Origin of the sequence: Leucobacter sp. NPDC015123, assembly GCF_043080205.1 — a bacterium.
GTDB lineage: Bacteria > Actinomycetota > Actinomycetes > Actinomycetales > Microbacteriaceae > Leucobacter > Leucobacter aridicollis_A.
Genome location: NZ_JBIBVH010000001.1, coordinates 474,777 through 500,277, shown reverse-complemented (window position 1 = coordinate 500,277; position 25,501 = coordinate 474,777). Strand labels below are relative to the sequence as shown.

Here is a 25,501-nt window from a genome sequence, read left to right as displayed (position 1 = left end):
CTAGCTCAAGTAGAGTTATTGACGAAGGGAGCGCGCATGCTGATTCGTATTGACGAGGCGAACGAACGCGCGATCTACGAGCAGATCGCCGATTCTATTCGCGCCGATATCGCAGCCGGGAAGGTTGGAGTCGGCACCGCGCTGCCCGCAGCGAAGCGGCTGGCCGACGCCTTGAATATCAACGTGCACACCGTGCTGCGGGCCTACCAGCAGCTGCGTGACGAACGGCTCGTTGACCTGCGGCGCGGTCGAGGCGCCGTCGTCACGTCACTCGCTAGCACGCTCGTCGAGCTCTCTGGCGAGGTCCGCGAGCTCGTCGAGCGGGCCAGTCAGCTTGGGGTAAGCCAGGTCACCCTTGCCGCGCTCGTCGTGCACGCCGACCCCGATGGTGCGCCGCCGGCTGGCCGCGCACCGATTCCGCTGACGTTTTCACAGGAGCAGACCGCCGCATGACAGACACCGATCCCGTCCAGCCAGCGCCCGAGGCGCAGCCCGACCTGCAGCGCGCACGTGTAGCCGCGCGCATCGTGGGGCTCGTTGTCCCAGTAGGTCTCGTCATCGTCGGCACAATTGTGACGCTCGCGTGGCTCCCGCGGCTGCCTAACCCGATGGCGGTGCACTGGAACGGCGCTGGTGTCGCGGACGGCTTTGGCAGTCCCGCGGTCGGCCTGATCGTTTTCCCGCTCGCGGGCCTCCTCATCGCCGCAACGTATTTCTCGACGCGGCTGCAGTACCTCCAGGGTCGGGCTCGCCCCGGGGGTGAACTCTGGGGGCCGGTCAACCGTCTCATTCCGGCGATCGGGCTCGGAGCCGCGGCTGCCATCTCCTCGCTCAACATCATCACCACGGCGATCCAGCTCGACCTCCCCGACGCCAGGCAGCTCGAGCCAAACCTCGCCGTGCCCCTCATGCCGGCGATCGTTGGCATCGTCGCGGCCGGGCTCGGTTACCTTGTGCAGCCGCGGGTACGGATCGCCGCGGCTACTGAGGCAGAGGCTGGGAATCCGCTCGAACTCGCCCCCGCCGAGCGCGTCGCCTGGATCGGGTCGACCGGGGTGACTCGAACCTACCTCTGGGTCATGGGGTCGGCGCTCATTGTGCTCGTCGCAAGCCTGATCCTCGTAGCGGGGATTCGCCCAGCGGAACCAGTTGCGATCACAATCGTGAGCGTCTCGCTGCTGGTGGTGCTCGCGCTGACGGTGCTGTGCATGCGGTTCAACGTGCAGATCGACGACCGCGGTTTCGAGGCCCGGTCGTTTCTCGGCTGGCCGGCGCTGCGCGTGCCAGCGGCCGATATTGCCGACGTGGAGGTTGGCGAGATTCACCCGTTTGCTGAGTTCGGGGGTTGGGGCTGGCGACTCTCGGTCGACGGGAAAGTCGGCATCGTGATGCGCACTGGCGAGGGAATCAGACTCTCCAGGCGAAAGGGTCGCCCAGTTGTCGTGACGATCGACGACGCCGAGTCCGCGGCAGCCGCGCTCGCCACGGCCGCACGCGAGGCTCGTGCATGGCCGGGCGAACCTGACGAGAAAGACGGGAAAGGCACGAAATGACCCCCCAACTCGAGCTCGACCGCGCGAAGCGCGCCGCCCTGTGGGCCGGGACGTTCGTGCCGGCGCTTGTGCTCGGCACGGCCCTCGCGATCCAGCTGGCCTGGCTCCCGCGGATGCCTGATCCCGTCGCAACGCACTGGGGGCCCTCCGGCCTCCCGGATGGTTTCGGGGCGCCGTGGACGAACGTGGTGATGTTTGCCTGCATCTGCATCGGGGTCATGCTCCTGCCTCCCCTCCAGCGGTTTCAGCTGCGGCTGAGGGACGCCGACGGTGCGACGCGCACCTGGGCCGCGGCGAATCGCTGGATGCCCGCCTTCACCCTCGGCATGGTGGTGTCGTTGCAGATCAACGCCCTCGGTGTCGCGTGGGTGCAACTTGACGCGGCCGACGCGCGCGAGACCGGATCGACACTTGGGTGGTTGATCGGTGGCTGGGTCGCGGGCGCTGCTGCCGCCGCCGCGGCGTACTTCCTCCAACCGAGTCTGCGCGTCGAGCCCGAAGACGGAGAGCCGACCGCAGACGCCCTCTCGCTTGGGGCCGCAGAGCGTGCGGTCTGGGTGGGCGCGATCAGCCCGTCGCGCGGGGTGTCGTGGGGAGTCGGGGTCGTCAACGTGCTGCTCGCGGTGCTGGCGGTCTGGATGTTCACGATCGAGCCACTTGCCGGGTGGATCGGCCTCGGCACGCTGGCTGTCGTCGCTGCATCGACGGTGATGTGTATGTGGTTCAATGTGCGGATCGGGCCGGAGGGGTTCGAGGCGCGTTCAATGGTTGGCTGGCCGGTCTTCAAGATCGCGGCGGGTGACGTCACCGACGTTGTTACGGCGCAGATCGAGCCGCTTGGCGAGTTTGGTGGTTGGGGGCTTCGCTTCGCCGGTGGGCGAACGGGACTGGTGCCGCGCGGCGGGGAAGGGCTCGTGATCGGTCGCAGCAACGGCAAGGTGCTCGTCGCGACACTTGCGGGTGCGGAGGACGCAGCATCAGTGCTTGCCGCCGCAGCGGCGGCCGCGCGGGACACCCCGGCAGGTGGAGCAACCGACGGAACAGGATCTATCGAAGGAGATACGCAATGACTCAGCAGCCGAGCGAAGGCTCACAACCGACACAAGTTCAACCCTCTCCCGCCGAGCCGCTCGCGCGCGTTCCGTGGGTCGCCGTGGCGGTTTTTGTGGTGCTCGCATGGGGGCTCGCGTGGCTTGTCATGCTCCCGATGTGGCGCCTCGACCCCGTCGCAGCCGTGAGCCTGCCGCTCGGCACGCAGATGATGCTGCAGCTGCTCCCGTCGGTGATGATGTTCACCCCTGCGGTCGCGATGTTGGTTGTCGTCTTCGTGCTGAAGACCCCGAGGCGGGGAAAAGCGAGATTCCTCGGTCTGTGGCCGCTGCGCCCTGCGAAGCGTGTGGTCTGGTTCATCGTGCTCGGCAACTTCGGGCCGATCGTGATTGTTGCCTTGGCGCTCGGTGTTGCGACGATGCTTGGCTGGTTTACCCCTGACTTCGCTGAGCTCTCGGGGTTCGCGGCGACGCTCGCGAGCGCGGGCACACCGCCAGAGCTCGCGCGCACCGTGATGCTGACGCAGCTCGCGATGATTCCATTTGCCGGCCTCATCAATCTGCTGCCCGCGTTCGGCGAGGAGATCGGCTGGCGCGGTTGGCTGCTTCCGGCACTGCGGCCCCTGGGGACCTGGCCTGCGCTGCTCGTCAGCGGCGTGATCTGGGGAATCTGGCACGCTCCGGTCACTTTGCTCGGCCACAATTTTGGCCTGCTCGATTGGCGCGGCGTCGCGCTCATGACAATCGGCTGCGTGTTCTGGGGAATCCTGTTCGGCTGGCTTCGCCTGCGCAGCGCTTCGGTCTGGCCAGCGGTGATCGCGCACGGCGCGCTGAACGGGGTCGGCGCCGTGTGTCTGGTGTTTACGGCTGCCGGGGCGCCGCTGCCGATGCCGCTCGTGAACCCGCTTGGTGTTTCTGGGTGGATCGTCGCAGCTGTCGTGATTATTGTGCTCATCGCGACGGGCCAGTTCGGCAAGCAGCCGAGCCTGGCGCCGCCGCGGCGCTAGGGCCTCGCCCCGAGCAGACTACCCTGCCGCTTCGGCCTGGAACCAGGCTGGCAGCAGCAGCGGCAGGTTCTCGAAGAAGCGTTCGCGTGACATGTCCCCCTCGAGGATCCAGACGCGGATCGCGCCGGTGGCGCCGTTGGCGAGGAAGGCGGCTGCGACGTCGAGGTCGACGTCTGGAACGGCGGGCTTCCGCTTGCGCCGCTTGGTGAGGTAGGTCTCTGCGACCTCGGTGAGGAAGCGGGAGAGCATAATCGGGACGGTGCCGTCGACCTGGTCGCTGAACGCGATTGTGTAGAGTTCGCGCCGCTCTTCGAGGTGGTCGAGCGCCGAGTAGATGCAGTGGGTGAAAGCGTCGATCTCGGGGGCAGGCGCGGTGCCGGTGCAGACGTCCTTGAGCTCGGTGTACAGCGCATCCGCGAGCGCCTCCGCTGGCGTCGTGTAGTGCTTGTAGAACGTCACTCGGTTGATGCCCGCGCTTTCGGCGAGCTCGGAGACGGTGATTTCTCCAACAGGCTTCTGGGTGGCGAGCTCAGTGATCGCCTTGTGCAGTGCGGCCCGGGTCCGCAGGATACGCGCGTCAGTCATGGCCCCAGCCTAGCGCTGTTCCATGGAGGAAAGGCAGCATAGGAAACTGTTTCTGTTGTCAGAACTGTAGAGAATGTACCAATTAGACGGGCCACGTCTGTCGATATGTCACGTTTCCAATGTTGCTGCCTCGAATTTCACTCCGAATTCACCGCGTCCCAACACGTCAGCGTGTCGAAAGATCCCGTTCACCTCGGGAGCGTACCTTGTGCAGTACCGGGCACCGTGCCCGGTTGAGGAGGCCGTAGCCCCCCTCGAAAGCTACGGCCGACTCGTTTCGCCGGGGCCGCCCCGGCAGAACGAAGGAGCCGCCGTGGCAACTATCCGAGAAACAATCAAGCAGCCGGCGATCGGCGAGGCAGAGCGCCTCGCGCAGGCGGAGCGAACCTACGTGCTCGACACGTCGGTGCTCCTCAGCGATCCAGCAGCGATCTTCAGGTTCGCCGAGCACAGCATCGTCTTGCCTGTCGTTGTGGTGACAGAGCTTGAGAAGAAACGGCACGATCCTGAACTCGGGTACTTTGCGCGGCGAGCGCTCAGGCTCCTCGACGGGCTTCGTGAGCGGCATGAGCGGCTCGACTTCCCAGTTCCTGTAGGCGACGCCGGCGGGACGCTGCGAGTTGAGCTCAATCACTCGAGCGCAGAGGTGCTCCCGAGCGGCATGCGACTCGGAGACAACGACACGCGCATCCTCGCGGTCGCCCAGAGCCTCGCGAGCGAGGGCCTCGACGTGACTGTCATCTCGAAGGATCTCCCGATGCGTGTGAAAGCATCGGCGCTTGGGCTCGGGGCGGAGGAGTATCGCAACGACCAGACTGGCGACGACAGCTACCTCGGGACGAGCACGATTGAGCTCACGGATGCCGACGTTGACGCTCTCTGGGAGGAAGAACGGCTCGACAGCGTCGACGCGGCCAGGGGCCTCGTGGTTGGGACAGGGCTCATCATCAGCTCGCCGACAGGCTCGGCGCTTGGCAGGGTCGACGGTGACGCGTCGATCAGGCTGGTGCGAGGGGACCGTGAGGTCTTCGGCGTGCACGGCAGGAGCGCGGAGCAGCGCCTCGCAATCGACCTGCTGCTCGACCCCGAGGTCGGGATCGTGTCGCTCGGCGGCAAGGCCGGCACCGGGAAGTCGGCGCTCGCGCTCGCGGCGGGGCTCGAAGCGGTACTCGAGCGGCAGCAGCACCGGAAGGTTATGGTGTTCCGGCCCATGTACGCCGTCGGGGGCCAGGAGCTCGGCTATCTTCCCGGAGACCAGCAAGACAAGATGAATCCGTGGGGGCAGGCGGTGTTCGACACCCTCGGCTCGATCGTCTCGCAGAACGTGCTCGATGAGGTGGTTGCGCGCGATCTCGTCGAGGTGCTCCCGCTCACGCACATCCGCGGCCGGTCGCTGCACGACGCGTTCGTGATCGTTGACGAGGCGCAGTCGCTCGAGCGCAACGTGCTGCTCACGATGCTCAGCCGCATCGGGCAGCGCTCGCGGGTCGTGCTCACGCACGACGTCGGGCAGCGCGACAACCTGCGCGTGGGGCGGCACGACGGGATCGCGGCTGTCATCGAGAAGCTCAAGGGGCACTCGCTCTTCGGCCACGTCACGCTCACGCGCAGCGAACGTAGCGACATCGCAGCCCTCGTCACGGAGCTGCTCGACTCGTAGCGAGTCAGGATCGGGGGCGGGCCGGCGCTAGCGTGAAGCTGCGCCGGCCCGCTCTGCGTGGTCCCAGCGCTCGGTGGCAGCGAGGTTCGCTGCTGCGCTCGAGCCAGCCGCCTCCGGGTCTTGTCGTCTGATAGCCGCCAGTACCTCCTCGTGGCCGCGTGGGTCCTCGCGACTGAAGCCGTCGCGGGTGATCGCGGATTCCACTGATTCCCTGAGTCGGGGGAGCAGCGCCGCGTAGATCTCGAACAGGATCGGGTTGTGTGCTGCCCGTGCGACCTCTTCGTGGAACGCGGCGTCGGCCTGCGCCCAGACGGCGGCGTTCTCGCGTGTCGGCGGCTCGTTCGTGACGAGGGCGCGGTAGTCGAGTGCCTCGGCGATCCTCTCGATGTCTCCCTCGTTCGCGCGTTCCGCGGCAAGCCTGGCGAGCTGCGGCTCGATGGCGGCGCGCGCCTCGAGCACGTCTCCGATCGAGCCGCCCGAGCGGGCGAGTGCTCCGGGGACCTCGCTTCGGGCGGTGACGAACGTGCCGTCGCCGCGGCGGACGTCGAGCATGCCGCTGTACTGCAGCGCCCGGATTGCCTCGCGAAGGGTGCCGCGCGCGACGCCCAGGTCTGCGATGAGTTCGGGCTCGGGCGGGATTCGCTCGCCGACGCGCCAGCGCCCCTCGACGATCTCGGTGCGAAGTCGCTCGACGACCTTGTCGCTCAATGAAGACTGACGTATCGGATCCAGGCTCATGTGTGCAATGATAGTACGTCTCAAAGGTTAGACGTTTGATGTTTGGATGAATATGACTCACACTCCTGCCCCTGCCCGCAGGCGGACCGCGCTCATGCTGATCGCGCTCGTGCTCGTCGCGCTGAATTTGCGCCTGGCGATCACTAGCGCTGCCGCGCTGCTCACGCTGCTCACCGAAAGCGGCGCCTTGAACTCTGCGACGGTTGTGCTCATCCCAGCGATTCCGACGGCAGTGTTCGCGGTCGCCGGCGTGAGCACCGCGAGACTCGCCGCGCGCTGGGGCGTCGAGCGCACAGTCGCTGTCGGGCTTGCGGTACTGACCGCAGGGCTCCTCATCCGCGCTATCCCGAGCCCCTGGATCGTTGTGCTCGGCACCGTCGTTGCGACGGGCGGACTCGCTGTCGTGAACATCCTGTTGCCCGCCGTCGTCCGCGCGCACTTTGGCCGCAGCATCGGCTCGGTGACGACGGTCTACTCGACTGCGATGTCGCTCGGCGCGGCGACCGCGGCGGCAACAGCCGTGCCGGTCGCCGTGGCCGTCGGCAGTCCGACAGTCGGGCTCGCGGCGTGGGCGGTGCCGGCGCTCATCGCCCTCGCTGTGTGGGCCGTCGTGATGCCAATCGCGCGGCCCGCCCGCGCCGAGGCCCCCGCGGCTGCCGAGATCGGCGCACGTCGGGTGCGCGCCGCGTACCCTGCCGGAACCTGGCTCCTCGCGAGCTTCTTCGCGCTCCAGTCGCTCCTGAGCTACGTGGTTATGGGATGGCTTCCGACGATCGCCACAGATGCGGGCCTGTCGCCCGAGCGCGCTGGGCTCCTGCTCGGCATCACGATGGCGGTGGGCGTGCCTGCGACGGTGCTCATCATGCCGCTCGCCCGCGGGGCAGGCCGGATGCGTGTCGGATTCGCGGTCGTCGGATCCGCGACAGCGGCGGGCGTGCTCGGGCTACTGTTCGCGCCGCTCGCACTGCCGGAGGTATGGGCCGGGCTCCTCGGGCTCGGAATGTGCGCGTTTCCGCTCGCGCTCGCGCTCATCGCGACGATCGGCAAGGACGCGGCAGAGTCGGCGCGGGTCTCAACCGCGGTGCAGTCCATCGGGTACACAGTCGCGACGCTCGGCCCCCTCGGGGCGGGGGCCCTGCACCAGGCGACGCAGTCGTGGACGCCAGTGCTCGTGCTGCTTATTGTCGGCGCCGCCGCCCAGATCACCGTCGGCGTCGTGCTCACCGGGGTCGTGTGGCGTCGGCGTCCCGGCGGTGAACGGTAGGTGCGCTCTCACCGGCGTTCGCGTTTGCGCGGCAGCCCTGGAAACGCGTGAGGCGGGGCGGCGGGAGTGAACCCGACGCCCCGCCTCACGCGGCTCCCGCGCTAGCCGAGCGTGTGATCAGCCGTCGCGGCCGCGGCGGTGCGGCGGCGCCACAGCAGCAGTCCGCCGCCTGCGGTGAGCAGCGCGAGCGTTGCGATGCCGAGCGGAACGAACGACGCGCCGCCAGTGGTGGCGATCGATCCCGATCCCTTCCCGCCGCCATGCTCGCCCGCGCCCGGTGTGGTGCCGCCGGGCGTGGTATCGGTCTCGCCCGGGTTTTCGCCGCCCGGGTTTTCCCCGCCGGGGTTTTCGCCACCGGTTTCGGCGGCGGTGACAGTGAGCGGAGTCGACACTGTCTTGCCATTTGGCAGCACGGCGACGAGCTCGTGCTCGGTGTCCGTCGGGGTGTTCGCCGGGATCGTCACCGCTGTCGAGAACGCGCGATCCTCACCGACCTCGACCGAGGCGAGCGCGACCGGCTCCGAGTGCAGCTCGAGCGCGATCTTCGAACCGGGGGCGAAGCCCGATCCTGAGACCTGCAGTTCGTCGCCCTGCGCGACCGACGTCGCACCAAGCTGCAACGCCGGGCCGGCGGGAGTCTCGACGCCAGGCTCGGTGACCCACTTCTCGCCGGTGTCGTACTTCGTGACCGTGAACTCGTCGAAGACCTCGCCAACGGCGGGGACCTCGGCCGCGGCGTACACCGGGCGCTCGGCTGCGGTATCGGTGAGCTTGAAACTCTTTGACCCGTTCACCTTCTCGGCGACGTACGAGCGGTAGGTGAGCTGATTCGCAGTGACGTCGATGACCTGGTAGGTCGTCACGCGCTCGCCGCGGATGACCTGGGTCGCGCCGTTGTTCGTCCAGACGTTCTTCTCTTCAGTCTCGAGGTCGTAGTGCTTCGCACCCGAGTTTGAGACCGCGTACACCGGGCCGACGGTCATGCCGCGGGTGTCTGTGGTGTCGTCGTTCTTGTAACCGCGCCCGTACGTGTGATCGTGCCCCATGAGTACGAGATCGATGTTGTTCTCCTCGAACACCGGAACCCAGTACTCGCGGAGGACGGCCTCGTCGCGGCCCGAGGAGGTGGAGTACACGGGCTGGTGGAACGTGACGACGTTCCACTTCGATGGGCTCTCCTTGAGCACGAAGTCGAGCCATGCGGCCTGGTACTCCGTCCACAGTGCCTGCACCTTCGTGCTCGGGCACTCTGCGCCCGTGCAGCCGGGGAGGTTCGCGGGCTTCAGGAACGTGGTGTCGCGAGTGGCGTTCAGCGTAATGAACCTGACACCCTGGTAGTCGGTGTAGTACACGGTCTCAGCCGCGAAGTCCGCCCAGTGCTCGAAGTATGCGGCGTACTGGCGTGCGACGTCAGAGTCTCCCTGCGCGCGGCCAGCGAGCTCACCGATCGTCTCGGTCGACGGCTGGTTGAGCGGGTACTCGAAGTGAGCCTTCCACGAGGCGAGCGTCTTGTCGCCCGAGTACTCGTGATTGCCCGGCGCGGCCATGACGTTGGTGTTCGTCGCCGAGCGCTCCATTCCCTTGAACCAGTTCAGCCACTCGGTGTCGTTGCTGCCGGTGTTAATGAGGTCGCCGGCGTGCACCGAACCGATCGAGCGCGGGGCCTTGGCCTCGGCCTGCTCGACGACGGCTGGCCAGGTGGTGTCGAGGCCGATCTGTGCGTCGCCGTAGTAGACGAATTGGAAGTCGGTCGCGCCCGGGGTCTCGGTGGTGAACGTGTACCACTCGCTCATGCTTCCCTCGGTGCCCACGCGGTAGCGGTACGCGGTCGCGGGGGTGAGGTCTTCCACTGTCGCCGAGAAGTGTTCTTTCGCGTTGCCGTTGACGGCGCCAACCGCGGCGGCTTTGGCGACGCGGGTGTCGCCCCCGGTGGCGAGCCCGATCTCGACCTGGCCGGTCGTATGCGTTTCGTCGCCAGCGAGCCACGAGAACGACTGCGATGTCGCCGGAGTCTCTGTCGGAGTGAGGATCACTCGCGTCGGAGCGGCGATGACGGGCTCGGTGCCGCCGCCCTCATCGGTTTTTGGCGTGAGCTGGAGCTTGGTCATGTCGAAGTAGGCATCGGAGGAGGTCTCGCGATCCTGGTAGACGGCCACGGCGATGGTGTTAGCGCCGTCGTGGAGCAGCGCGGGATCGATAGTGAAGTTCGAGACGACGGGGTCGCCCTTGCTTTCACCCGCGTACTGCAGGTTCGATGGCAGTGTGTCATCGACGCGGCTGTCGAGGAATCCCGCGACCTTCTGGCCGTTCACGAACACGCGGGCTGCATCGTCGTGAATGATCGACGCCGAGACCGCGTCGACCTCGCTCGCGACGCCTGCGGCGAGCTCCACGGTCGTGCGGAAGAAGTAGGTCGGGACCGTGTTCTTCGAATCGCCGTCGATGTAGTGGGCGAGCTTGGTTGCTGGCATGTACGGCCCGACTGAGGCGAGCTCGTTCTTCTTGACCCCGAAGCCGCTCGCGGCAGTTGCCCAACCCGAGTCGTCGAATTCTGGAGCCGTCCAGGCGTTGCGATCTTGTGCGCCCGCGGCCGGATCAACGTTGGTGTCGAGATACTTCCAGGGAGTTCCCGTTGTGACGAGCGACCCCTCGGGTACGGCGGGCACCGCGGCAGTCGCCAACGCTTCCGGTGTTGCCGAGGCGGGACTCGCGAGCGGGATTGCCAGGCCCGAGCCCACGAGTGCGGCAAGGGCGAGTGCGGTCACCCCTCGTCGTAGGCGGGGTGGGCGAACTGGGTTCGTCATTTCGTTCCTTCGGACTCGGTTGCGGCATGTGGAGGGCGCCGCAGGGGCGCCCTCCACTACACAACCGAACCCGAGTAGCCCCGCGGTCGACCGTTGGTTGCCGAATCGCGACCGTAGCGTGCACGGCAGATGAACGTGCGGGGCGGGACTTGCCGCGGCGGCGCTAGGGGCGGGGCTGGCGGCGCGCCGCGCCCGACTCCTCGCCTTCGTCATCTTCGTCAGGATCATCAGGATCGGGCACGATGTCGGGCAGAACGATCGCGCCTGTCTGCAGCGCCTCATCGATTGCGGCCTCAACCTGGCGTTGGCGGCGCAGCTGAATGCGGCTGAGGGCCCGCTGTTCGGGAAGGCTCCAGCCGAAGCGAATCGCGAGGAGGCGCAGCATCGTCGTAACGAGGACGCACACGACGCCTGCGACGAGCACTGGCGCGCCGAACTGCAGCATGATGAGCAGGACGACGATGCCGCCCATCGATGCGACGGCGTAGAACGAGCCGACGTGCATGAGCGCGATCGGTATGTTCAGGATCATGTCTCGGAGTACGCCGCCACCGACGGCTGAGATCGTGCCGATGAACAGGGCTGGGAGCACCGGGAGCCCGAGCGCGAGCGCCTTTGTCGCGCCGATCGCGCCGAACATGCCGATGCTCACGGCGTCGAGCAGTGTGATCACTGGGTCAACCCTGTGGAACAGGCGCGGCACGAGCATGCCGACGAAGGCTGACAGGATCGCGGTCAGCAGGTACCAGTTGATTGAGAACGCCGCCGTGGTCGTGTTGAGCAGGATGTCGCGAAGAAAGCCCCCGCCGATCCCTGAGGCGATGCCGACGAGCGCGACCCCGAGCAGGTCAAGCCGTTTGAACCCCGCGGCGAAAAGGGCGCCCTGCAGGCTGCCGACGCCGACTGCCGTGAGCTCGGCCCAGAGGGGAAGTGTGAATGTTTCGTCAAGCACCCGACTATTCTCCCGTATCGCCGGTGCGCAATTCTGCCGCGTATCCGGTGAGCGAGCGTTGGTACTTTGGCAGTGTCGGGATGAGCGCCTCGAGGAGCACCGCGACTGCCTCCGATGAGCGGCCGGCAGCGTGCAGTGCGAGCGCGCGGAAGGCGTCGGGGGAGGCGCCGAGATCATCGTGTCGCGTCGTCGTCTCGAGTACCCGTACGGCTTCGTCGGCGCGACCGAGATTGCGCAGTGTCGAGGCGTACTGCACGTCGAGCTCGGCCCGGGCGACGCCGCTGAGGCCGAGCTCGATCGCGCGCTCATAGAGCTCAGCGGCGCGCGTTTCAAGCCCTGCTGAGTCGTGGGCCCCGCCAAGCTCAAACGGACCGCGCGGGTCGGTGTCTGGGAGCTCGGCGACGAGCGCCGAGATTCGTTCGACAACCTCGCGCTCACCCGCGTTGGCGTCTGCCCAGACAGCGTCGACGCGAGCCTGCCACGAGTCGGCGTTCCCCGTCGATTCAGTGTTTTCCGTCGAGTCAGTGCTGGCGGGCGTCTGGGGCGAAGCTTCGGCGGTCATGAGGCAAGCGTAGCGCGGGCGTTGTCACTCCCGGCGCCCTAGGTCGCGCGGACGACGAGGGGGGCCTCAAGTACCTCGGTGAGCTGCCTGTCTGGGCGCCCGCTTGACTGCAGGAGCGTTCGCATCATCTCGGCAGCGTGCAGTCCGAACTGCACGGGGTTCATGTCGACTGACGTGATTGGCGGCGTGTGGTACTCCATGATCGTGCTGTCGACCCCTGAGACGAGCTTCACGCTGTCGCCGATCGTGTGTCCGAGGCTGCGGAGCACGCCGGCGATCCGTGCAGCGACGCTGTCGCCGCAGATGAACAACCCGTCGCATCCGGCGCCAGCGCCGTCGATGATTTCTGCGAGCTGGGCGCGCAGCCTGTCGTTGCCTTGGGTGAGGTCGACGTGCAGCACGAGCGACTGTACGCCGTTCTCGGCGCACCATTTCTCGTACTGGCTCAGCACTGACGCCGTCCACTGCGACTCGGTCTCCACGACGAGGACGCCGGGTCTCGTGCTGCCGCGCTCGCGCATCAGATCGAGCGACTGCGCCGTGCTCGTTGAGGTGTCTGACTCGACGATGCCCCACGGCGCTGGTGTGCCGGGTGGGGGTGGGTCGATGCTCACCGTGGCGGCGCTGCTGCCAAGGATGGCCGCGACGCCAAGGTCGTCAGCGTGAGGCTCGACGAGGATGTAGCCGTCAACGGCAGGCAGTTCGCGGAGGTCGCCAGACTCGCTGATTGAGGGGAGCATGACCGGTGAGTAGCCGGAGTCGGCGAGGCCTGCGACGACGCCGCGTGTGATCTCGCCGTAGTAGAGCGAGTAGTCGTGCAGGCTCGCTGGTGTGTAGATGCCGATCGAGCCTGTGCGCGCCAGCCGCAGCGCTTTGCCGCTGGGGTTTGGGCGATATCCGAGCCGATCCGCCGCCTCCTGCACCGCATTGCGGGTGGCTTCGGAGACCCCTGGCTTGCCGTTGAGCGCCATCGATACTGCCGCAGCAGACAGCCCTGTCTCTTCGGCTATGTCGCGCAGTCGTACCGCCATGGTCCTCCGTCTGGATCGTTCAGTCGTCCCGAGTATAGCGATCTGTCTGCGGCCCGCAGGCGTCGGCCAAACCCGATTCGTCGCGTTCGGTTTGACAACCGGGCGCGAGATCGTTTACTCTCACAAACACTCAACTTAAACGATTAAGTAATCGGTGGGCCAGCGGCTCTCCGATGCGACAAAGGAGTCTGATGCGGAGCCAACCTCTCGATCTTGCCATTCTTGGTGGGGCCGTCTTCGATGGCGAGAAGTATATCCCGGCGCCCTGCCACGTGGGAATCCGCGGCGGGGTCATCGTCGAGCTCGGCGACGCAGTGTCGGCGGCTATCGGCCCGGAGACCAAGATTGTCGAGGCCGAAGGCAGGCTCGTGCATCCCGGCATGAACGACTCGCATGTCCACCCGATCGAGGCAGGCATGGAGATGCTCGGCTGCAACCTCGCCGATGGTTGGAACCGCGACGACTATCTCGCGACCGTTCGCGAGTACGTGAGCGCGAACCCAGAGGTCGAATGGATCGTGGGCGCGGGCTGGCAGCAGGCCGCCTTCCCCGGCGGTGCACCACTCAAAGAAGACCTCGACGCGATCTGCGACGAACGCCCCATCATCCTGTCGAACCGAGACCACCACAGCGCATGGGTGAACAGTGAGGCGCTGCGCCGCTGCAGGATCGACGCTTCGACGCCTGATCCTGCCGACGGCCGAATCGAGCGCGACGCCGACGGCAACCCGACCGGAACGCTGCACGAGGGTGCGCGCATGCTCGCACTCTCGCACGCGCCGCAGCCGACTGTCGAAACGATGTACGAGGGGTTCCTCGTCGGCCAGCGCAAACTTTTGGGCTACGGCATCACGAGCTGGCAGGACGCGCTCATCGGACAGTACGGCAACCACAGCCCCGAGTTCTACACCGTCTACCGCACGGCCGAAGACCGCGGCGAGCTGATCGCCCGGGTCAATGGCGCACTCTGGTGGGAGCGTACCCAGGGCACCGAGCAGATCGCAGCCTTCGTTGAGCGTCGGGAGGCCGTCTCGGGTCGCAGGTTCCGCGCCGACACCGTGAAGATCATGCAGGACGGCGTCGCCGAGAACCAGACCGCAGCGATGCTCGAGCCGTACCTCGTTCCGGGCGGCTGCGCTCACCGCGCACCCGAGAACGCGGGTATTTCCTTCGTCGATCCGGATCGCCTACGCGACTATGTCGTCGAGCTCGACAAGCAGGGCTTCCAGGTGCACTTCCATGCGCTCGGCGACCGCGGGGTTCGAGAGTCGCTCGACGCGATCGAGGCAGCCCGCATCGCGAACGGGGACGCCTCAACACGCATGCACACAATCGCGCACATCCAGATCATCTCGCCTGACGACGTGCCTCGTTTCGCGGCGCTCAATGCCGACGCGAACATGCAGCCGCTTTGGGCGAGTTACGACCCGCAGATGGTCGACCTCACGGTGCCGTTCCTCGGCGACGAGCGCGTGGGGCACCAGTACCCGTTCGCCTCGCTGCACCGCGCGGGCAGCCACCTGAGCGGTGGCTCGGACTGGCCAGTGACCTCGGCTGACCCGTGGCTCGGTATCCACGTCGCAGTGAATCGCCAGGTTCCGGCCGACCACCCCGACTACAACCCGCGGGTTTTCCTCGAGAACGAGCGGCTGCCGCTCGACGTTGCGCTCCGCGCGTACACGCTCGGTGGCATCGAGACCAACGGTCGCGCACACGAGGTCGGCAGCCTGGCGCCTGGAATGGCAGCCGACGTTGTCGTCGCGAACCGCGACCCGTTCCAGGGCAAACCGGCTGACATCCACGAGACCACTGCCCAGCTCGTCTTCGTTGACGGCGTGCTCATACACACAAACGAGCAGTAACCAGACCCACGCTTCATCACACTCACACACCACCTTTGGAAGGAACCGAAATGAAGAAACAGCTTGTCGGAATCGCGGCGGTCGCCGCGATCCTCATCACCGCTGGCTGCTCGGCTCCCGGCGACGACGCCGGGACTGGCGGCAAGGAAGAACCGAAGAACGCGAACACTGCGGTCGACCTGTCGGCCCTCGGCGTTGACGAGGCAGCGCAGGCACTCGTTCCCGAGGAGATCGCCGAGCGCGGCACCGTCGTTGTTGGTGTCGACGCGACCTACCCGCCGAACGAGTTCAAGGACGAAGCAGGCAACGCGATCGGCTGGGAGGTCGACATGGTCGCCGCGGCGATCACGCGACTCGGGCTCGAGCCCGACCTGAAGATCGCGAAGTTCGAGAACATCATTCCGAACATTGAGCTCGGCAAGTTCGACCTCGGCATCGCGGGGTACTACGACACCCTCAAGCGGCAGCAGGACTTCGACGTCGTCGACTTCATCTGGGCGGGTAACCAGTTCGCCTCGCTCGAGAAGAACGCGATCGATGACGAGCTCGACATCTGCGGCGAGAAGATCGCCGTGCCCAATGGCGGCTCGGCACCCCTCTACTACCTCCCCGAGGTGCAGAAGAAGTGCGACGCCGCGGGCAAGGGCAAGATCGACACGCTCGGCTACGACACCACTGACGAAATGGTCGCGGCCGTGAACCTCGGCCGCGCATTCGCGCTCGTCGCCGACTCGCCCGTCGTGAGCTACGCCGTAAAGAACTCCGAGGGCAAGCTCGTCGGATCGCCCATCTACGAGAACATGCCTGCAGGCGCTCCGTTCTCGAAGAAGACCGACGGCAAGCTCGCTGAGGCGTTCGCCGCAGCCCTGCAGTCGATGCACGACGACGGCACCTACGACGAGATCCTGAACTTCTGGGGTGTCGAGGCGGGCCGCTACGACAAGATCACCATCAACGCTGGCGACAAGGACTAACACGTGACCCAGCCGATCACCCAGGTGGTCAATGTGGCACCGCCGAAGCCAATTCGCGCGGTGCCACTGCGGCACCCCTGGCGTAACTTCTTTGCCGTCGCCCTGATCATCGCGATCATCGCGTTCGTGCTCGACGCCGCGCAGCGCGAGGCGTACGACTGGCCAGCGTTCGCGACCTACATCTTCGACCCGCGCGTCATGATGGGTGCTGCGAACACGCTCGCCCTCACGGTGCTCGCGATGATTCTCGCGATCGTCGTCGGCATTGTGATTGCCATCATGCGCGAGACCTCGAACCCGGTGCTGCGCGGAATCTCATTCGGGTTCCTGTGGCTGTTCCGTGGCACCCCGGTGTACGTGCAGCTTGTCTTCTGGGGGCTGTTCACCGCGATCTATCAACAGGTTGACGTTGGCATCCCGTTTACTGAGCCGTGGCTGACGCTCGAGCTCGCAGACCTCATTCCGGTCTTCTGGATCGCGGTGATCGGCCTCGGGCTCAACGAAGCGGCCTACATGGCAGAGATCGTTCGGGCCGGCCTGCTCTCAGTCGACAAGGGGCAGAGCGAAGCCGCCGACGCGCTGGGCATGGGCTGGTGGCTGCGGATGCGCAAGGTGATCATTCCGCAGGCCATGCGCGTGATCATCCCGCCGACGGGCAACGAGCTCATCTCGATGCTCAAGACGACCTCGCTTGTGACCGCGGTCCCATACAACTACGACCTCTACACGAGAGCGCGCGACATCTCGTCGGCGACGCTGAACCCGATCCCGCTGCTGCTTGTGGCGTCAGTCTGGTATCTCCTGTTCACGTCGATCATGATGTTCGGTCAGAGCAGGCTCGAGAAGCACTTCTCGAAGGGGCAGAACGCGCGGATCGCGCAAAAGCGAAAGAAAGCGAAGCGCGCTGACGGCGCGAGTTCGGCGTCAGACGCAAGCGAAGGAGCCCGCTCATGAGCGATGTCAAGATGATGGCACTCGACGTGCACAAATCGTTCGGAGAGAACCACGTGCTCAAGGGCATCGACATGACCGTGAAGCGCGGTGAAGTGAGCTGTCTGCTGGGCCCATCGGGGTCAGGCAAATCGACGTTCCTGCGTTGCATCAACCACCTTGAGACGATTGACTCAGGCCGCATTGAGGTCGATGGCGAGCTGATTGGATACCGCGAGCAGGGCGACAAGCTCTACGAACTGCATCCGCGCGCCGCCGCGAAGCAGCGTGAGAACATCGGCATGGTGTTCCAGCGCTTCAACCTGTTCCCCCACATGACGTCGCTTGAGAACATCATCTGCTCTCCCGTGTTCGTGAAGCGCGAGGGCAAGGCCGCCGCGAAGCAGACGGCGCTTGAGCTGCTCGAGCGGGTCGGCCTCGGCGACAAGGCTGAGGCGTACCCGGCCGAGTTGTCTGGCGGTCAGCAGCAGCGCATCGCGATCGCGCGGGCGCTCGCGATGAAGCCCGACCTCATGCTGTTTGACGAGCCGACGAGTGCGCTCGACCCCGAGCTCGTGGGCGAGGTACTCGAGGTGATGAAATCGCTCGCCGAGTCTGGCATGACAATGATCGTTGTTACTCACGAGATGGGCTTCGCCCGCGAGGTTGCAGACACAGTGACGTTCATGGACGGCGGCGTCGTCGTCGAGCAGGGAAGCCCCGACGAGGTGCTCGGCAACCCGCAGCACGGTCGCACGAAGGCGTTCCTCTCCAAGGTGCTGTAGCGCGGCAACGCACCTTCCAAACGAGAAGCGGGGGGGGGGGGGGGGGGGGTGGGGGGGCGGGGCGGGGGGGGGGGGGCGGGGTGAGTCTCCGCCCCCCCGGCGGGGGGCCCCCCCCCCCCCCCCCACCCCCCCCCCCCCCCCCCCGGCCCCCCCCCCCCCCCCCCCCCCGCTTCTCGTATGCGGAGGCGAGTTACTTCGCGACGCCCGGGTGGGTCATCGAGAGCAGGTCGAGTGCCTTGTCGAGGTCAGCCTCGGTGACCTCGCCGCGCTCGACGTAGCCGAGGTCGATGACCGCCTCGCGCACCGTGATGCCGGCGGCGACCGAGTGCTTGGCGATCTTCGCTGCTGCCTCGTAGCCAATGAGGCGGTTCAGCGGGGTGACCGTTGAGGGGCTCATGCCCGCGAGCGTCTCCATGCGCTCGATGTTCGCCTCGAGGCCCGCGACGGTCTTGTCAGCGAAGACGCGCGAGACGTTTGCGAGCAGGCGGATCGACTCGAGCAGCGCGGTGCCCATGACGGGGATCATCACGTTGAGCTCGAAGTTGCCGCGTGCACCGCCCCAGGCGATCGTCGCGTCGTTGCCGATCACGCGAGCGCAGACCATGAGGGTCGCCTCGGGGATAACGGGGTTGACCTTGCCAGGCATGATCGATGAGCCAGGCTGCAGGTCGGGGATGTGGAGCTCGCCGAAGCCTGTGTTCGGGCCCGAGCCCATCCAGCGCACGTCTTCCGCGATCTTCGTGAGCGACACGGCGATCGTGCGCAGCGCGCCCGACGCCTCGACGAGACCGTCGCGGTTCGCCTGTGCCTCGAAGTGGTTGCGTGCCTCGGTGATCGGCAGGCCGCTCGACGCAGCGATCTCGGCGATGACCTTCTCGGGGAAGCCGAGCGGCGTGTTGATGCCGGTGCCGACGGCGGTGCCGCCCTGCGGGACCTCAGCGACGCGGGGGAGCGCTGCGTCGATGCGCTCGATGCCGTAGCGGATCTGCGCGGCGTAGCCGCCGAACTCCTGGCCGAGGGTGACGGGGGTCGCGTCCATGAGGTGGGTGCGGCCAGGCTTCACGGCCGACTTCCACAGCTCAGCCTTCTCCTCGAGCGCCTCGGCGAGGTGCGCGAGCGAGGGCTTCAGCTGCTCGATGAGCGCCCCGGTGACAGCGACGTGCACCGAGGTCGGGAAGACGTCGTTCGACGACTGCGAGGCGTTCACGTGATCGTTCGGGTGAACGGGAGCGCCGAGGTGCTTGGTCGCAAGGCTCGCGAGGACCTCGTTCATGTTCATGTTCGACGACGTGCCAGAGCCGGTCTGGTAGGTGTCGACGGGGAACTGATCGTGGTGCGCGCCGCCGATAACCTCGTCGGCCGCAGCGACGATCGCCTTCGCGATGTCTGCGTCGAGGATGCCGAGGTCGGCGTTCGCCATGGCAGCCGCGCGCTTGATACGTGCGAGCGCGACGATCTGAGCGGGCTCGAGACCCTTGCCCGAGATCGGGAAGTTCTCGACAGCGCGCTGCGTCTGCGCTGCGTAGATCGCGGACTTCGGTACGCGGACCTCGCCCATGGTGTCATGCTCGATGCGGTACTCGATCTCTTCAGTCACAGTTGTCCTTTGCTAATGGGGTGTTGATGAGGATGTGTTAATTCAGGGGAGCGAGCTCAAGCTCGACAGGGCCGACGGCCGAGTACGGCACTGCGCGGCCCTCGGTGAGCCGGTACTGCAGCCCGACGATCGCGAGGGTGCCGGCGTCGACAGCGTCGCTGATCGCGCGCGAGGTGCGAAGCAGCTCGTGGACTGTCGCGCCGAGGTGCAGCCTGCCGACGGCATTCGCGTCGATATCTGCCGCGTTGACGTACGGGGTGTCGGTGTGACCCTGCAGCCAGAGCTGCTGCACGGACGGCTGGATCGGTGCAAGCGTGTGCTTGACTGAGCGGGTCGTCTCAGACGGCTCTCGCCCGGTCTGATCGATCGCGGCGGCGACGGCGCCGCACGAGTCATGCGCCAGCACAACGATGAGCGAGGCACCGAGCTCGGTGACCGCGTACTCCATTGAAGCCGTGATCGACTCGGCGACGACGTGGCCCATATTGCGGGCGATGAACAGGTCGCCGAGGCCGCAGTCGAAGATGATCTCAGCCGCGAGGCGGGAGTCTGAGCAGCCAAAGAGCGCGACGTCGGGGCTCTGCGAATTGACGAGCTCGCTGCGCCGTTCAACGTTCTGGTTTGGGTGGGCCGACGCACCCGAAACGAATCGCTCGTTGCCAGCAATCAGCGCGTCCCATGCCTCCTGCGGGCTCACCCGTGGGGTGCTGCTCATTCGGTCACCTCTTCCGTTGTGGTTGTAGCCTCGTTCAGCCCGGCGAGCGAGTCGGTCACCTGCGTCGCGAGTACCCTGATTGTCGCCTCATCGTCAGTGCCGAAGACGAGAACTGTGTTCGTGCCGATGGCGCCCTCGAGGCCGAAGCGCATGTTGACCTCGTCGGCCTTTCGGTCCTGGTGGTCGTAGACCTGCCACTCGACGCCGCCGAGCTGCTCGCTGCCCGTGGGCTGCTGCTCTTCAAGCCTGGTCGCGATCCAGGTCGCAGGCACTGGCGCGCCGTCAGCGGTATACGCCTGCACAACTGTCGCGTACGCGTCGTTCTCGGTCGTGTAATGCACCTGCCAGAAGGTGACGTCGCCGTCGATCGCGAGCGCCGCGCGCTTCGCCTTCCAGCTGTCAGGAACGTCGGGCACGGCGAGCGGGTAGCTTGCGCCAGAGCTTTCCGCGGCGGCGACGACGTCGACCGAGCGGTCTGGGAAATCGCCGGTCTCGCGCGGCACCATGAGGTAGATCATGAAGACGACGCCGACAGTCACGAGCAGCGAGAACACAAGGTTGTTCACTGTCTTTCGCTGCTTGTAGAGCCGGCTTCCCTCCGCCTTGCGGGCAGCGGTTTCAGCGGCAGTTTCAGGCCTGCCGAGCTCAGCAACAATGTTGGGGCGCTTGTTCTTCGCCATCGTTAGAGTTCTTCGCCGTTCCCGGGCTGCGTCGCGGCGGCTGTGTCGCCGGAGGAGGCGCCGCCCTGGCGCGCGTCCTCGAGTCGTTTGCGGGCGCCGATCAGCCACTCCTCACAGCGTGTGGCGAGGGCTTCGCCTCGCTCCCACAGCTGAATTGACTCTTCGAGTGTGGCGCCGCCCTGTTCGAGGCGGCTCACCACCTGAATGAGCTCGTCGCGGGCCGCTTCATAGCTCAGCGCAGCGACGTCTGCTTCGATCGGGGCAGTCATAGGTTTCAGTCTAGCCGCTGCGCCTTGGAGACTCGCGATACGTCCGCTGACGTGCCCCGCCGCGCCACTCACGTTAGGCTTTTTCAGTGCTTCGCCTGACATTTTTCATCGGTCTCGGAATCCTCTGTGGTGGCATTGTGTCCGCCCTCGTCGGCCCGCCGGGTGCCGCCTCTTGGGCGTTCCCCGTCGGCTTCATCGCGTCAGTGGTTTCGGGCGTTCTCGTGCTCGTCGGCAAGTCGCTGCGGGGCCTCGCCCTGCCTACGAACGAACAGGTGCAGGCCGCGATTTCAGAGGGCAGGGTCGGGCTTGCTCGCGTCGATGCGCTCACGCAGACCGGAACTCAGATCAACGAGCAGCCGGTGTGCGACATTGATCTGACGGTGCGCCCGGTCTCGGGCGGCGTGTACCGAACGCGTGTGCGGCGGATCGTGCAGCTCACGCAGATTCCCCGCTTCCAGCCCGGGACGAGGCACGTCGTGGCGATCCTCGCCGAGGGCGGGCCAGCCGTGGCGCTGACTGACGAGGACGCGACGGCGGAAATCTGGGCCGACACCGAGTTCCCGCCGGCCGCCGTCGCGGGGGAGCTCCGGATCCCGGCTCCTGGCGCCGCGGGGGTGCCCGGCTCGCGCAGGCCGCTCATCGGCACGGGAAAGAAGTGGCGTCCGATCCGGATCACGGTGTTCGTGCTTGCTGGTCTGCTCGCGGGCGCCGCCGTTGTGTTCCCGTACCGCGCTGGCCTCGCTGAGACCGTCGCTGCGATCCCGGAGGGGAGGTTCCACGCGGACCTCCGCGAGCCGGCAGCCCTCGACCGGGCCCTCTCGGCGCTCGCCGCCGAGATCGGTCACGACCGCGTGACGAGCGTGACTGTCTCTGAAGATCTTGTGAGTGTGAACGCGCCGCTTACTCCAGAAAGTCTCAACGTCGACCGCTGGTACTACCGGAAGGGCTCGGTCACCCACGACGGCCCCGGCGCGCCGCAGCCCGAGACGCTCGGTGAGCAGTTCGCGCTCACCGAGCTCGACGCGGGTGCGATCCTCCGCGAGGTGGAGCGCGCCGCCGGGCAAGTCGGGGTGGACGACCTCGACGGCGTGATGTACAACGCGAGCAGGGGCCTCGCGCAGACCGAGGAGGATCCGTGGAATACGGAGCGCTCCGGCCCAGTCAGCGTCTCGTTCATGATCGACGACGGCTACCGGAGCGCGTCGTACAGGGTGGCAGCTGACGGCAGCGGCCTCGAACGCACCGACTAGCTACCCTCGAACGTCGTCCACACGCGCTCGCACGGACAGGCCCTAGGCCGCCGGGCCTGAAGACGTAGCGCCGAGCTTGCCGCCCACAACGCTCACCCGGAGCGCCGTGCCGTCGGGAGCGTCAGCGGGGTCGCGCAGCACGTCACCCGTCGGCAGCTGCACGATCGCATAGCCGCGCTCGAGCGTCGCCTGCGGTGACAGAGCCGTGAGCCTGGCACGGGTCTCGGCGAGGGTGCTCGCGCGATCCACGATTGCCCGGTCAGCGAGTTCTGAGCCGCGGGCAACCCAGCGCACGAGCTCCTCGGCGCGGTCATCGATAATCCTGTCGGGGCTTGCGAGCACGGGGCGCTGCCTGAGCTGCGCGATCCTGTCGGTCTCGTGCGCGAACAGCTGACTGAGCCTGCCTGACATTCGGCTGCGCGCCTGGTCGATGCCGGCGAGCTCCTCACCGACGTCGGGAACGACACGCTTCGCAGCGTCCGTCGGCGTCGACGCACGGAGATCCGCGACCTCGTCGAGCAGCGGGCGGTCAGCCTCGTGCCCGATGGCGCTCACGACGGGGGTGCTCGCCTCGGCAGCCGCCCGCACGACGGCCTCGTCCGAGAACGGCAACAGGTTCTGAAAGTCGCCGCCGCCACGCGCGACGATGATGACGTCGACCTCGGGATCGGCGTCCAGCGCCCTGATGCCCGCGGTGACCTCTGCCGCGGCCCGGTCGCCCTGCACCGCCGCGTAGTGGATCTTGAACTGCACACCCGGCCAGCGAAGGGTCGCGTTGCGCACGACGTCTTTCTCTGCGTCGGAGTCGCGGCCCGTCACGAGCCCGATCCTGCCCGGTAGGAACGGCAGGCGTTGCTTGCGGCTGTCATCGAACAGCCCCTCCGACTGCAACTGCCTCCGCAGCCGCTCGAGTCGCTCGAGCAGCTCGCCGAGACCGACGTGCGACAGGTCAAACACCTGCATGGTGAGCGAGCCGCCCTTGACCCAAAAGTTCGGCTTCACGAGCGCGATCACACGGTCGCCCTGCTTGAACTCGGCGGTGAGGCGCTGCGCGACAGAACGCCAGACGGTGAAGCTCACCGTGGCATCCTGAGCGAGATCGCGGAGCTTGCCGTAGACGTGCCCGCCGCGGACCTGCCACTGCGTGACCTCGCCCTCGACCCAGACCTGACCGAGCCTGTCGATCCAGCCGGCGACCTTCTCGCTCATGAGGGCGACGGGCCACGGGGCTTCGCGGGTTGCGGGTGCGTCTGCTGCCATGACGTCGAGCCTACTCGGGGGCCGCCACATGCGGGGCTCGTGCCGCCCTCGGACCTGCACCCAGATCATGCGCTCAGCGTTCCAGCGTAGACTTGTGCGCATGACAGAGCAGGGTTCGGTAGTGAATCAGCGCACCATTGGTGCCCCGGTTGTGAGCCTGGCGATGCCGCGCATGCGTCGCCTCGGCGGCCGGCTGAAAAACGAGCCAGTTGATGGTGACAAGCGGGTGCTGCTCGCCGCCCCGCGCGGCTACTGCGCGGGCGTCGACCGCGCCGTCGTCGCAGTCGAGAAGGCGCTCGACCGCTACGGCGCCCCCGTGTACGTTCGCAAGCAGATCGTGCACAACGTGCACGTCGTGCAGACGCTCGAAAAGATGGGCGCGATCTTCGTCGAGGAGGTTGACGAGGTACCCGAGGGCGCGAACGTCGTGTTCTCGGCTCACGGCGTCTCACCAGCAGTCGTGCAGGAGGCCGCAGACAGGCACCTCCATGCCATCGACGCAACATGCCCGCTCGTGACCAAGGTGCACCGCGAGGCGGTGCGGTTCGCGAAGCAGGACATGGAGATCTTGCTCATCGGTCACACCGGCCACGAAGAAGTTGAGGGCACCGCCGGCGAGGCCCCCGATCACATCACGATTGTGAACTCGCCAGACGACGTCGACGATCTCGTCGTGAAAGACCCGGATCGCCTCGTGTGGCTCTCGCAGACGACGCTCTCGGTCGACGAGACGATGGAAACTGTGCGCAGGTTGCGCGAGCGGTTCCCGAACCTGCAAGATCCGCCGTCAGACGACATTTGCTACGCCACGCAGAACCGCCAGGTCGCGATCAAGAAGATCGCGCCCGAGGCCGACCTCGTGCTCGTCGTTGGTTCGACAAACTCGTCGAACTCGGTGCGCCTCGTAGAGGTCGCGCTCGAGTATGGCGCGAAGGCCGCCTACCTTGTCGACTTCGCCGAAGAGGTCAAGCAGGAGTGGCTCGACGGCGTGAAAACGATCGGCATTTCGAGCGGCGCTTCGGTTCCCGAGGTGCTCGTGCAGGAGCTACTCGACGATCTCGGCGAGGCCGGCTACTCCGACGTTAGTGCGGTCGTGACCGCCGAGGAAGATCTCGTGTTCTCGCTCCCCAAGGAGCTCCGCCAGGACGCCTCGGGCAAGCGGGACGAGCGCGCCCTCGGCGGGCGGGTGCGGTAGACGCACCCTATCCACTCACTCGCGACTTCGCGAAGTGCCTCGCTGAGACTGTTCGCGCTCTTCGTACCGATGCTCACATTGTGCTTGAACGCCTCGGCAAAGAAGCCGCGAAAATCCTTCTCGGCGCCGCGCGCATACTTAGCGCGTGAGCTTTCTCTCGCCGCGACTGCCTGCGCGAGTGATTTCGCTGCAGAGCGCAGCTCTTGAGCTGCCGGGTACGAGTATCCCGTCGGTTCGTTGCCGTGGATCTCGGCCATACTGGGGTGCTTTCGTTGTTGCTGGGAGGGCGCAATAGGGCAGTGTGGGGACACTGGTGGCGCCCGGCGGGTCCGCCGGGCGCCACGGTGCGGTGACTACGCGCCGCCACCCGCGGTGAAGATGTCCTGCGAGATCTTGTCGAGCTGGGTGCGGAGCTCTTCGAGCTGCTGCTTCGCCTTGTCGAGAGCGGTCTTCGTCTCAGGCCAGGTTGAGCCCCTGAAGGTTGCCGCGAGCGGGCCGTCCCACGTGTTCGGGTCAGACAGGATGCGGCCCTGCGCATCGAGCTGGGTGATCTGATCGGTGAAGCCGCCGCCGACAATCGACTGAATCTGACGGATCGCCGTCTTGGCTTCTTCGGTTGAGAGTACGCGTGACATGTGCAACGCCCCTTCTGGGTCAAAGATGAGAGAGCCTGGGATTCCGGGCCCCTGGGGACACGCTACGCGAAATTTGCCGCAAATTAAAACAAACGCTCAATCTTGTGAATGGTGAATTTAAGTACAAAGCCTCGGTTGGAAGCG

The 25,501-nt window shown here is 66.5% G+C and carries 24 protein-coding genes; 12 read left to right on the top strand and 12 right to left on the bottom strand.

Annotated features, from left to right (window positions below):
* Positions 1-36: 36 nt before the first annotated feature.
* From ACF07D_RS02270 to ACF07D_RS02255, 4 genes are read left to right on the top strand one after another with little or no spacing between them, the layout of a single operon-like run.
* Positions 37-453, top strand: coding sequence for a GntR family transcriptional regulator (locus ACF07D_RS02270; RefSeq protein WP_391503719.1), 417 nt, complete (start codon positions 37-39; stop codon positions 451-453).
* Entirely contained in the window at positions 450-1,553 is a 1,104-nt protein-coding gene (locus ACF07D_RS02265; protein WP_391503718.1) for a DUF1648 domain-containing protein, read from the top strand. Before ACF07D_RS02270 ends, ACF07D_RS02265 begins: the two co-directional genes overlap by 4 nt.
* Positions 1,550-2,623 (top strand): DUF1648 domain-containing protein, encoded by a 1,074-nt coding sequence (locus ACF07D_RS02260; protein ID WP_391503717.1) that lies wholly within the window; start codon positions 1,550-1,552, stop codon positions 2,621-2,623. The genes ACF07D_RS02265 and ACF07D_RS02260 overlap by 4 nt, the downstream gene beginning before the upstream one ends.
* Positions 2,620-3,609, top strand: a complete 990-nt coding sequence (locus ACF07D_RS02255) for a CPBP family intramembrane glutamic endopeptidase (protein ID WP_391503716.1) — start codon at positions 2,620-2,622, stop codon at positions 3,607-3,609. The genes ACF07D_RS02260 and ACF07D_RS02255 overlap by 4 nt, the downstream gene beginning before the upstream one ends.
* Before the next feature lie 18 nt (positions 3,610-3,627).
* Here ACF07D_RS02255 and ACF07D_RS02250 read toward each other — a convergent pair whose 3' ends face one another.
* A complete protein-coding gene (locus tag ACF07D_RS02250) occupies positions 3,628-4,194 on the bottom strand; it encodes a TetR/AcrR family transcriptional regulator (RefSeq protein WP_119283159.1) in 567 nt (188 codons plus the stop codon).
* A 322-nt stretch (positions 4,195-4,516) separates the two neighbouring features.
* Here ACF07D_RS02250 and ACF07D_RS02245 point away from each other — a divergent pair, with 322 nt between their 5' ends.
* Entirely contained in the window at positions 4,517-5,854 is a 1,338-nt protein-coding gene (locus tag ACF07D_RS02245; protein ID WP_255809731.1) for a PhoH family protein, read from the top strand.
* A 27-nt stretch (positions 5,855-5,881) separates the two neighbouring features.
* On the opposite strand, the gene ACF07D_RS02240 is transcribed toward ACF07D_RS02245, so the two are convergent.
* Positions 5,882-6,592, bottom strand: a complete 711-nt coding sequence (locus ACF07D_RS02240) for a FadR/GntR family transcriptional regulator (RefSeq protein WP_391503715.1) — start codon at positions 6,590-6,592, stop codon at positions 5,882-5,884.
* A gap of 52 nt (positions 6,593-6,644) precedes the next feature.
* Between ACF07D_RS02240 and ACF07D_RS02235 the strand changes: the two genes are divergently transcribed.
* Positions 6,645-7,856, top strand: coding sequence for an MFS transporter (locus ACF07D_RS02235; protein WP_391503714.1), 1,212 nt, complete (start codon positions 6,645-6,647; stop codon positions 7,854-7,856).
* Positions 7,857-7,957: 101 nt separating this feature from the next.
* Here ACF07D_RS02235 and ACF07D_RS02230 read toward each other — a convergent pair whose 3' ends face one another.
* From ACF07D_RS02230 to ACF07D_RS02215, 4 genes are all read right to left on the bottom strand, one after another.
* On the bottom strand, positions 7,958-10,660 hold the full coding sequence (locus ACF07D_RS02230; protein ID WP_391503713.1) for a fibronectin type III domain-containing protein: 2,703 nt from the start codon (positions 10,658-10,660) through the stop codon (positions 7,958-7,960).
* A 163-nt stretch (positions 10,661-10,823) separates the two neighbouring features.
* Complete coding sequence (locus ACF07D_RS02225) at positions 10,824-11,612, bottom strand: trimeric intracellular cation channel family protein (protein ID WP_391503712.1); 789 nt, start codon at positions 11,610-11,612, stop codon at positions 10,824-10,826.
* Positions 11,613-11,616: 4 nt separating this feature from the next.
* Positions 11,617-12,174, bottom strand: coding sequence for a tetratricopeptide repeat protein (locus tag ACF07D_RS02220; RefSeq protein WP_391503711.1), 558 nt, complete (start codon positions 12,172-12,174; stop codon positions 11,617-11,619).
* Positions 12,175-12,212: 38 nt separating this feature from the next.
* Positions 12,213-13,205, bottom strand: a complete 993-nt coding sequence (locus ACF07D_RS02215) for a LacI family DNA-binding transcriptional regulator (protein ID WP_391503710.1) — start codon at positions 13,203-13,205, stop codon at positions 12,213-12,215.
* Between the two features lie 191 nt (positions 13,206-13,396).
* On the opposite strand from ACF07D_RS02215, the gene ACF07D_RS02210 reads away from it, so the two are divergent.
* Genes ACF07D_RS02210 through ACF07D_RS02195 form a run of 4 tightly spaced genes read left to right on the top strand, consistent with a single transcriptional unit; the run spans position 13,397 to position 17,756 of the window.
* A complete protein-coding gene (locus tag ACF07D_RS02210) occupies positions 13,397-15,067 on the top strand; it encodes an amidohydrolase (protein WP_391503709.1) in 1,671 nt (556 codons plus the stop codon).
* Positions 15,068-15,117: 50 nt separating this feature from the next.
* Positions 15,118-16,041 carry a transporter substrate-binding domain-containing protein gene (locus ACF07D_RS02205; protein WP_391503708.1) on the top strand — a complete coding sequence of 308 codons (924 nt, stop codon included), beginning with the start codon at positions 15,118-15,120 and terminating at the stop codon, positions 16,039-16,041.
* 3 nt (positions 16,042-16,044) lie between these two features.
* Complete coding sequence (locus ACF07D_RS02200) at positions 16,045-16,995, top strand: amino acid ABC transporter permease (RefSeq protein WP_119283149.1); 951 nt, start codon at positions 16,045-16,047, stop codon at positions 16,993-16,995.
* Positions 16,992-17,756, top strand: a complete 765-nt coding sequence (locus tag ACF07D_RS02195; protein WP_119283148.1) for an amino acid ABC transporter ATP-binding protein — start codon at positions 16,992-16,994, stop codon at positions 17,754-17,756. The genes ACF07D_RS02200 and ACF07D_RS02195 overlap by 4 nt, the downstream gene beginning before the upstream one ends.
* 190 nt (positions 17,757-17,946) lie before the next feature.
* Here the strand turns inward: ACF07D_RS02195 and ACF07D_RS02190 are convergent, their stop codons facing one another.
* From ACF07D_RS02190 to ACF07D_RS02175, 4 genes are read right to left on the bottom strand one after another with little or no spacing between them, the layout of a single operon-like run.
* Positions 17,947-19,353, bottom strand: a complete 1,407-nt coding sequence (locus tag ACF07D_RS02190) for a class II fumarate hydratase (protein ID WP_119283147.1) — start codon at positions 19,351-19,353, stop codon at positions 17,947-17,949.
* A 37-nt stretch (positions 19,354-19,390) separates the two neighbouring features.
* Complete coding sequence (locus ACF07D_RS02185; protein WP_391503707.1) at positions 19,391-20,068, bottom strand: carbonic anhydrase; 678 nt, start codon at positions 20,066-20,068, stop codon at positions 19,391-19,393.
* On the bottom strand, positions 20,065-20,748 hold the full coding sequence (locus tag ACF07D_RS02180) for a DUF4245 domain-containing protein (protein WP_391503706.1): 684 nt from the start codon (positions 20,746-20,748) through the stop codon (positions 20,065-20,067). Before ACF07D_RS02180 ends, ACF07D_RS02185 begins: the two co-directional genes overlap by 4 nt.
* Before the next feature lie 2 nt (positions 20,749-20,750).
* On the bottom strand, positions 20,751-21,017 hold the full coding sequence (locus ACF07D_RS02175) for an exodeoxyribonuclease VII small subunit (protein WP_391503705.1): 267 nt from the start codon (positions 21,015-21,017) through the stop codon (positions 20,751-20,753).
* Positions 21,018-21,103: 86 nt separating this feature from the next.
* Here ACF07D_RS02175 and ACF07D_RS02170 point away from each other — a divergent pair, with 86 nt between their 5' ends.
* On the top strand, positions 21,104-22,267 hold the full coding sequence (locus ACF07D_RS02170) for a hypothetical protein (protein WP_255809284.1): 1,164 nt from the start codon (positions 21,104-21,106) through the stop codon (positions 22,265-22,267).
* Between the two features lie 42 nt (positions 22,268-22,309).
* Here the strand turns inward: ACF07D_RS02170 and xseA are convergent, their stop codons facing one another.
* Positions 22,310-23,527 carry an exodeoxyribonuclease VII large subunit gene (gene xseA / locus ACF07D_RS02165; RefSeq protein WP_391503704.1) on the bottom strand — a complete coding sequence of 406 codons (1,218 nt, stop codon included), beginning with the start codon at positions 23,525-23,527 and terminating at the stop codon, positions 22,310-22,312.
* A 163-nt stretch (positions 23,528-23,690) separates the two neighbouring features.
* Between xseA and ACF07D_RS02160 the strand changes: the two genes are divergently transcribed.
* On the top strand, positions 23,691-24,722 hold the full coding sequence (locus tag ACF07D_RS02160) for a 4-hydroxy-3-methylbut-2-enyl diphosphate reductase (RefSeq protein WP_119283415.1): 1,032 nt from the start codon (positions 23,691-23,693) through the stop codon (positions 24,720-24,722).
* Positions 24,723-25,075: 353 nt separating this feature from the next.
* Here the strand turns inward: ACF07D_RS02160 and ACF07D_RS02155 are convergent, their stop codons facing one another.
* Positions 25,076-25,357: a pyrophosphorylase gene (locus ACF07D_RS02155; RefSeq protein ID WP_119283141.1), complete on the bottom strand. Its 282-nt coding sequence runs from the start codon at positions 25,355-25,357 to the stop codon at positions 25,076-25,078.
* Positions 25,358-25,501 lie beyond the last annotated feature (144 nt).